7 protein-coding genes, 1 tRNA gene and 1 pseudogene are annotated in these 7,705 nt (G+C 62.2%); 1 reads left to right on the plus strand and 8 read right to left on the minus strand.

Translation table 11 applies throughout. The annotated features are described in order from the left end of the window. From JOZ76_RS11745 to JOZ76_RS11755, 3 genes are all read right to left on the minus strand, one after another. The coding region (locus JOZ76_RS11745) for a GNAT family acetyltransferase (RefSeq protein WP_291698792.1) at positions 1-443 on the minus strand (443 nt) is incomplete at its 3' end. 96 nt (positions 444-539) lie between these two features. After that, on the minus strand, positions 540-1,967 hold the full coding sequence (locus JOZ76_RS11750) for an FAD-binding oxidoreductase (protein ID WP_291698793.1): 1,428 nt from the start codon (positions 1,965-1,967) through the stop codon (positions 540-542). Further along, positions 1,964-2,953: an L-threonylcarbamoyladenylate synthase gene (locus JOZ76_RS11755; RefSeq protein ID WP_291698794.1), complete on the minus strand. Its 990-nt coding sequence runs from the start codon at positions 2,951-2,953 to the stop codon at positions 1,964-1,966. The genes JOZ76_RS11750 and JOZ76_RS11755 overlap by 4 nt, the downstream gene beginning before the upstream one ends. A gap of 87 nt (positions 2,954-3,040) precedes the next feature. Between JOZ76_RS11755 and JOZ76_RS11760 the strand changes: the two genes are divergently transcribed. Then, positions 3,041-3,117 (plus strand) — tRNA-Pro (locus tag JOZ76_RS11760). 80 nt (positions 3,118-3,197) lie between these two features. Here JOZ76_RS11760 and JOZ76_RS11765 read toward each other — a convergent pair. The 5 genes and pseudogenes from JOZ76_RS11765 to tnpC form a co-directional block, all read right to left on the minus strand. After that, positions 3,198-3,563 (minus strand): hypothetical protein, encoded by a 366-nt coding sequence (locus JOZ76_RS11765; protein WP_291698795.1) that lies wholly within the window; start codon positions 3,561-3,563, stop codon positions 3,198-3,200. Between the two features lie 723 nt (positions 3,564-4,286). After that, the gene (locus JOZ76_RS11770) at positions 4,287-5,027 is read right to left on the minus strand and encodes a DMT family transporter (RefSeq protein WP_366938566.1); all 741 of its coding nucleotides are present in this window, start codon (positions 5,025-5,027) and stop codon (positions 4,287-4,289) included. Further along, a complete protein-coding gene (locus JOZ76_RS38210) occupies positions 5,006-5,170 on the minus strand; it encodes a hypothetical protein (protein WP_366938567.1) in 165 nt (54 codons plus the stop codon). Before JOZ76_RS38210 ends, JOZ76_RS11770 begins: the two co-directional genes overlap by 22 nt. A 549-nt stretch (positions 5,171-5,719) precedes the next feature. Beyond that, positions 5,720-6,856 carry an acyltransferase family protein gene (locus JOZ76_RS11775; protein ID WP_291698796.1) on the minus strand — a complete coding sequence of 379 codons (1,137 nt, stop codon included), beginning with the start codon at positions 6,854-6,856 and terminating at the stop codon, positions 5,720-5,722. Positions 6,857-6,948: 92 nt separating this feature from the next. Continuing rightward, a pseudogene (tnpC, locus tag JOZ76_RS11780) lies at positions 6,949-7,601 on the minus strand (IS66 family transposase); the annotation flags it as partial. Positions 7,602-7,705 lie beyond the last annotated feature (104 nt).

Raw genomic sequence — 7,705 nt, forward strand, 5'->3', positions numbered from 1 at the left:
GGCGTCGGGTCGCGGCCGTCGAGCCATTTGCCAAAGACAATGGTGTCCTGTTCGGCATAGCCGAGCCTTTCATAGAACGCCTGCACTTTCGAATTGGCACGCCGCACCAGAAGCTGCAGCTTCGGCACGCCCCGTGCGCGCAGCCAGTCTTCCGCGGCGGCCATGATGGCGCGGCCATGGCCGCTGCCGTGATGGTCCGGATCGACGCTGACGTAATAGACCCAGCCGCGGTGGCCGTCATGGCCGACCATCACCGAGCCCACGATCTCGCCGGCAATGCGGCCGACCAGCACCGTCGCATTCGGGCTGTTTCGCGCCAGCGTGATGTCGGCGGCCGGATCGTTCCATGGCCGCGTCAGGCCGCAGCGCTCCCACAGCGCGATGACTCTGGCGACGTCTTGGTCCGTGATCGGCGCAAACGACAGATGACTGGCGGAATCCATAGCGAGTTCCCGTGGATGGAATCAGGTGAGAATGAGGGAGGCGAACCTATCGTTGCTGTCTGGCAGTTTTCTGTCAGGCACGCGTTGTGGCGAGGTTCACAGCACCTTGCCGGGATTCATGATGCCTAGGGGATCGAGCATCGCCTTGAGCTGCCGCATCAACTCGATGGCGACCTTGTCCTTCACCTCGGGCAGTTCGTCGCGCTTGAGCACGCCGATGCCGTGCTCGGCCGAGATCGATCCGCCCATCCGCAGCACGATCTCGAATACGACGGCGTTGACCTCGTGCCAGCGGCCCAGGAAGTCGGCGGTATCGGCGCCGACCGGCTGGCTGACATTGTAATGGATATTGCCGTCGCCGAGATGGCCGAACGGCACCGGCCGCGCGCCCGGGAGCAGCTTCACGACGGCGGCATTGGCTTCCGCAATGAAATCCGGCACCGCGGCTGTTGGCACCGAGATGTCGTGCTTGATCGAGCCGCCTTCCGGCTTCTGCGCCGCCGACATCTCGTCGCGCAGCTTCCAGAACGCCTGGCGCTGGCTCAAATTCGCCGCGATGACAGCATCGTCGACGATGCCGTCCTCCAGCGCCGCCGCCAGGATGGCCTCCAGCGTGGCACGGGCGTCCTCGCGCGGCGAGGACAATTCCATCAGCACATACCAGGGATATTTGCTCGCGAGGGGATCGCGGATGTCGATGCCATGGCGGATCGAGAAATCGACCGCGATGCCCGACAGCAGTTCAAAACTGGTCAGCGTGCCCGCTGCTTCGTTCTGCGACAGCGACAGCAGCCTCAGCGCCTGCGCCGGCGAGGCGAGCCCGATGAAGGCGGTCTCGATCGCGCGCGGTTTTGGAAACAGTTTCAGGGTCGCCGCCGTGATGATGCCGAGCGTGCCCTCGGCGCCGATGAACAAATTGCGCAGGTCGTAGCCGGTATTGTCCTTCTTCAGCTTCGACAGCGCACCCAGAATGCGGCCGTCGGCCAGCACTACCTCGAGCCCCAGCGCCATCTCGCGCGCCACGCCATAGGCGAGAGCTGCGGTGCCGCCGGCGTTGGTGGAGAGATTGCCGCCGATGGTGCAACTGCCCTCGGCGCCGAGCGACAGCGGAAACAGGCGGTCGGCCTCGGCGGCCTTCTGCTGCGCCACGGCCAGCACCACGCCGGCCTCGCAGGTCATGGTGTTGGAGGCGGCATCGACCTCGCGAATCCTGTCCATCCGCTTGAGCGAAATCACCACCTCGCCATTGTGCGGCGTCTGGCCGCCGACCAGGCCGGTGTTGCCGCCCTGTGGCACCAGGGCGATCTTATGCGCGCTCGCGAGGTGGCAGATCGCGGAGACTTCCGCGGTCGAACCTGGCCGCAGCACCAAAGGCGAGCGGCCCTTGAACAGGTCACGCTCCTCGGTGACGTAGGGCACGATCTCGGCCTGGTCGGTGACGGCATATTTGTCGCCGACGATGCTGCGGAATTTTGCGATCAGTTCGGGCGACAAGGGCGGCACGGCGGTGTGGGCGATGTTCATTGCTCTCTGGGTTTCCTAAAATCCCTCTCGACTGCGGCGCGGCGCAGCCGGTCATTGATGGCTTCGCCCAGGCCCTCGCTCGGGATCGGCATCACCGCGATGGTCTTGGCGCGCCTCGCGTCGAGCTCACGAAGATAACTGAAAAGATGGGTCGCAGCTTCCACCACATCCCCGCGCGGCGAGAGGTTCAGGGTTGCGGCGGCGGCCTCTTGTCCCCTGACCGATGCGCCGCCGAAGGCGAGCAGCGCCTCGTTCGGCTCCAAGCTCGTCGCATTGAGACGCACTCTTGTGCGCGGCGCATAATGCGAGGCCAGCATCCCCGGCGCGAGCGGCTGGCTGCTGTCCACCGCGACATCGGCCGGCGGCTGCGCCAGCGCGCGGCCGAGCATGGCTTCGATGTCGGCGCGCGGCAGGCCGCCTGGCCGGAGCAGCATCGGCCTGTCGAAACATCCGACAATGGTGGATTCGACGCCGACGGCAACCGGTCCGCCGTCGATGATCAGGTCGATCCGTCCCGAAAGGTCGCTCTGGACATGCGCCGCTGATGTCGGCGACACGTGGCCCGACAGGTTCGCCGATGGTGCGACCAGCGGTTGGCCGAATGCAGCGAGAATCGCCTGCGCCACCGGATGCGCCGGCACGCGAATTGCGACGGTATCAAGCCCGGCGGTGGCAAGGTCCGCGACTGCGCAGCGAGCCGCCTTCGGCAGCACCAGGGTCAGCGGCCCCGGCCAGAACGCCTCCGCCAGCCTCGTCGCGTCGTCATTGAACCGTCCGATCGCCTGCGCGGCAGCAAGGTTGCCGACATGTGCGATCAGCGGATTGAAAGCGGGCCGGCCCTTGGCTTGGTAGATCCGGGCGACCGCGGCCGGACTGGCGGCATCAGCACCAAGGCCGTAGACCGTCTCGGTCGGGAACGCGACCAGCCCGCCGGCGGCAAGGCACGCAGCGGCAGCGCGCAGCCCCGGGCCGTCTGGGGACAACATCCTTGTGGTCAGGGCTGTTTGCACCTGGTTTCCTTGTTCGGGTTCTTGCAGTGAACAAAAGTGGAGGCTATAAGCCGCCGTCTTAGTCGGAGTGTGGCTCAGCCCGGTAGAGCACTGCGTTCGGGACGCAGGGGTCGCAGGTTCGAATCCTGCCACTCCGACCATTCTTTCAAGTATTTATAAATCCTATGGTTTTCGTGCGCAATGAAATGCGCGACGATTTTAGTATGCACTGGCCGAAACGTCAGGTGCCAAAAGAAGCCTGAACGCCGAGTTGGTTGAGCAGCAGGCTGAGGATCCAGGGGCCTGACAACGCCGTGACCGGGTGAGTGGTCGTTCGGCCGCCGGCACGCAGATGGATGCGCGCGCGGTCTGGCGTCAGATCGATCTGGCGGATGGTCGCCCAGGGTGTCACCGAAGTCTGTCCGGGGAGAATGAGGCCGTCCCTCGTCACGTGGATCCCGGCGCGTGTGACAGTTCCGCCGGCATGGACGCTTGCCAGATCGCGATCGACCATCCTTCGGATTACATAGATCACGAAAATCTCGATGATGGTTGGAAACTGAGGGATGATCGCGGCCACTGTCGATGGAAGCAACGCGGCCAGCATGCGGTTCACCGGGTGGTACGGGTCGAGCATGTTCCTGTAAGGCGTGTTGAACAGAATAGAGGTCCCCCCAATGCAGGGTCAGCTGGAGGCCGTCAAATGTCCAGGAGCTGCTGCCCGCTTCCGATTCCGTCCAGGTCCAGCTATCGGCGATGTCAGTGAAATCATCCCAGCGGGTCGACCGATCCGGCTGGCCCCTTTCGTCGAACTCGGTGAATCCGTCCGTGTAGGCGAATAGCCAGCGATGGTAACGGTTGCGCCAGGCCATTAGGGAATTCACGCCGATCCAGCCACCGATCAGGAAAGGCGCGAAGAATAGCAGCCGTGACATTCCAGGCAGGCCCTTGGCGGCTGCCATGATGAGCACCGGGATCGCGACGAGTGGCGCCATCAAGCGGATCAGAGAAACCAGACGCAATGGCGGGTGGATCTCTGCCCGAAAGATGCCAACCGCGTCCCCCAGACCCGATCGCTGTCCGAATTCGATTGCACTCTGCCATTGCGCGGCGAACCGGCGCTTTTGCTCGTCGATCCGGCGCTGGAAACCGTATTCCAAGCGCTGCCTTGCCTCAGGCCTGATCCTCATCCAGCTCTCCCATGGCAGTAGCGTCATCGCGCCAATCGGCTCGGGCGTGTTCGGCGAAGTGGGCATCGGTTCGCGTGAAGAAAAGGCATCAAAACACAACAATCCAGAGCCACCGTTCCGATTTCGGTCGGAAGAAGGCTCTAGGGCAATGCGGGCTTCGCTTCCGTCGTCGAGATCCAGATTCCCGAGAACACCGCGAGCAGACCGAAGACGAGGTTGAACGTGATCGGCTCGCCGACGAGGATGGCCGCGAGCGTTGCCGCGGCGATGGGGTTCACCGTCATGGTGTTGGCAACGCGCGTGGGGCTGGCGTGCTGCAGGGCCAGCACCCACAGAACGAAGGCCAGCGCACCCCCGCTGGCCCCCAGATATAGTCCGGCGATCCACTCGTGGCTGTTGAACGCGCGCATGACAGACATTGACCCGGTAAATGCGCCGACGATGAGCAGGGCCAGCGCGCCGGATCCCATGCCGACCGCAAGAAATCCGAGCGCGCTCGATCGCTGGATGAATGGCCTCGAAAGCACGTTATAAACTGCCATGCAGAGCACCGCGCCAACCATGATCAATTCGCCGCGCCAGGCTCCTGGCGGTGCCGAGGACAGGCCGGATGCCAATGCCGCAAACACGCCGATCATCGCGATGGCAACGCCAAGAGACTTGCGAAACGTCAGCTTCTCGAGCCCGAGCAAGGCGCCGGCAAGCATGGTCTGAAGCGGCAGGGTCGAGAGCGCGAGGCTCGCGCGGGCCGCGGTCGTGAAGCCAAGCGCAATGTTGTAGAGAATGAAGAAGAGCCCGAAAAAGCAAACGCCAAGCGCTGCGACGGCCGGTCGATCCCATCCTTGCGGCCACCGAACGTTCAGCCATAGGGCGACAGGCAATACGATCGCAACCCGATCACCCAGCGCAGGATCGCAAGCGTGATCGGGTCGGCCGCCCCCACCAGATAGCGCGTGACCGCGGCGGCCGATCCTCCGAGACTGCTCGAGACGATCGCGATCGCCACTCCGAATCCCTCGGTCATCGTCGTCCCTTTCCGAGCCTCTCGCACCCGCCTTCTAGCATGCACGAAATCTCGATTGAGATGGTGGCAAGGCGTTTCGACCGGGCGTCGCTGAGGCGAGGCAATTCCGTGCTGCCGGCGTGCGCTCCGCAGGCCAGCACCGCGCGAGACAAGGACGGTTTCCTGTTTCGGCTGACCGTGGGTTTGCGCAAGTTCGACGGCGAATCGCGCACGAGCATCACTCCGTACCTGCGACCGACTAATTAGCACTTTCGGTCTAGCCGACTGGCCTCGACCCGCCTTAGCGCAAGTCGTCATTCTTTGAACGGGTGATATTGACGCTCGGGATTGGGTAAAGCCGGTAAAACTTTGTTCGATCCCATCATGACTGCGACCTTGATTGTTCGATCCTGGCCATCGACCGGCTTTGTCGGCGTTCGTTCTAGACGGACGTTGCGTTGCTAGCACAACGATCTGGTTGGTGAACGGACTTTGAGTTAAGGCGCCGACCGATTATTGTCGCGCTCAGATCAATCGCGCCTTGCCGAGATCTTGAAAAAACGCTCGCGTCTATTTTGCAGCCCTTGTCTGCCTGGATATCGAAGTGGTGCTGGCCCTTTGTTTGCCGTTGGCGGAGACCGACAGGACAGCGTTTCGAATTGGGCGTTCTAACATTAGGTAGGACGTCCAGGCGAAAGTGACGGTCAGCAATAAATCAAGCAACATCGCCGCGGAATGCCGAATGTCGCCGCTAAAACCTACAAGATGCAACAGAGTGTTACTCTTGATCACGGGATGAAAGAGATAAGTGGCATAGCTGATGATACCGAGTCCGCGCAGAGGAGGAACCTCCAGCATCCGCACAACTCGCCCGCTCTGGTCCTGATAGATTTGGACCAGCGAAAGGGCCATCAGCACCGCAGGGATGCGACCGAAATGGGCCCACGAATCTATGTCGGGAAACAATGCAGGAGCGGCTAGTACCGTTGCAAGCGTGACGATGAGGGGAAAGCTCCCTTGGAGCTGCTTAGGCAAGGGCCGATCGGCGGCAAGTCCAGCAAGTCCGCCAGTCGCCATAAGGCCGAAATTGACCAGAGAGCTGATTTCGAAGCTAACGTGCCACGATCCTCGCCAGAGCATTATTGCGTGGGTAGCGATGCTCAGCACTATGAGCGTGACGCATAGGTCTGGCAGTCGGGATCTCGGCAGCAGGAGGACAAGGGGGGCAAACAAAAGATAAAACTGCTCTTCAACCGCAAGGCTCCAAAGGTGCCCGAGGTCGGTCTGCCAGCCCCATCGTTCGATATAGATGTTGGAAACGTACAGCCAGTTCGAAGCTTGACGAGAGGGCTCGCCGATGTCGATTAGTCCTGGCACGGCCAGCAGCGTGAGTGCCGCGAGAAAAGCGTAATAGACAGGAAAAATCCTGGCCGTTCGCCGCGTGTAGAACGAGACCAACTCGGCCCGGTAGCTGCTGTTTCCTGCCGCAATTTTCTCACGCGATCGAACCAGGATCCGCGTGATTAAGAACCCGCTGAGTACGAAGAATATCCATACACCGCCGGTGCCGTAGCGATCCGCAAGGGCGGTGGGAACTTTATGGCTTACAAAGACGAGCAGAAATGCGATGGCCCGCAAGCCGTCGAATCCAGCGATCCGAGCTGTTGAGGCGGGGAACAGCAAATCCTCCAAGAGTGCGGCCAGCATGCTAGCGGGCCCACATTGCGGACCGTATCACAGTCTGCAGCTTGTGGCCTAGTCTTGGATGCGTGCACAGAGCTGGACTGTAAGCGTCGTTCTCAGGCCACGGCTTTGAGGTCTTGAGCGCGGTAAGCCCAGGGCAATAGCTGGTCGATGTCACGATTTGGATGTCCATTGACGATTCTCGTCAGGACGTCGGTGAGATAGGCGAGCGGGTCGATATCGTTGAGCTTACAGCTCTCGACCAAGGAGGCGAGGACAGCCCAGGGTTCGGCACCATCGTCGGATCCGGCGAACAGCGCGTTCTTGCGACTGAGTTTGATGCCACGGATTGATCGTTCGACCGTGTTGTTGTCGAGTTCGATGCGGCCGTCTTCGATGAAGCGCGTCAATCCCTGCCAGTGCGAGAGGGCGTATCGAATGGCGGCGGCGAGTTTGATCTTTTGGCTGATGAGGGCCTGCTTGGCGCGCAACCAGGCTTAAGGCATCGGCCGCGGCCGGCTCTTCTGCTGTCGCACAAGGCGGCGCACTTCCGGGCTGCTGCCGCGGATCTCCTTCTCGATCGCGTAGAATGCAGCGATATGCTTCAGCGTCCCGCTGGCGATCGTGCGGGGCCGGCGATTGCGAGTTCGTAGAAGTTGCGCCGCATGTGCACCCAGCAGAATGCGAGCTCGACCTCACCGCGATCGCCAAGCTCCGTGATGGCCCATGGCGAGTTGGCCCCAGCCATACCCGACCACAGGGTTGCGTGCAGACCGTAGATCTCGATATCAACCCATCGAGTCCTTACCGCCCAAAGCGCAAGGTTACACGCACCCGGCCGAACGCTCGCCGCCGCGCCACTCCCAAACGCTG

This window comes from Bradyrhizobium sp., from assembly GCF_019244115.1.
In the GTDB taxonomy this organism is placed as follows: Bacteria; Pseudomonadota; Alphaproteobacteria; order Rhizobiales; family Xanthobacteraceae; genus Bradyrhizobium.

What these genes read in the sequence shown, in the direction of transcription:
- JOZ76_RS11775 (WP_291698796.1), bottom strand. Translation starts at nt 6,856, where the DNA reads ATGCTGGCCGCACTCTTGGAGGATTTGCTGTTCCCCGCCTCAACAGCT.
- JOZ76_RS11750 (WP_291698793.1), bottom strand. Translation starts at nt 1,967, where the DNA reads ATGAACATCGCCCACACCGCCGTGCCGCCCTTGTCGCCCGAACTGATC.
- JOZ76_RS11755 (WP_291698794.1), bottom strand. Translation starts at nt 2,953, where the DNA reads ATGTTGTCCCCAGACGGCCCGGGGCTGCGCGCTGCCGCTGCGTGCCTT.
- JOZ76_RS38210 (WP_366938567.1), bottom strand. Translation starts at nt 5,170, where the DNA reads ATGACCGAGGGATTCGGAGTGGCGATCGCGATCGTCTCGAGCAGTCTC.
- JOZ76_RS11765 (WP_291698795.1), bottom strand. Translation starts at nt 3,563, where the DNA reads ATGCTGGCCGCGTTGCTTCCATCGACAGTGGCCGCGATCATCCCTCAG.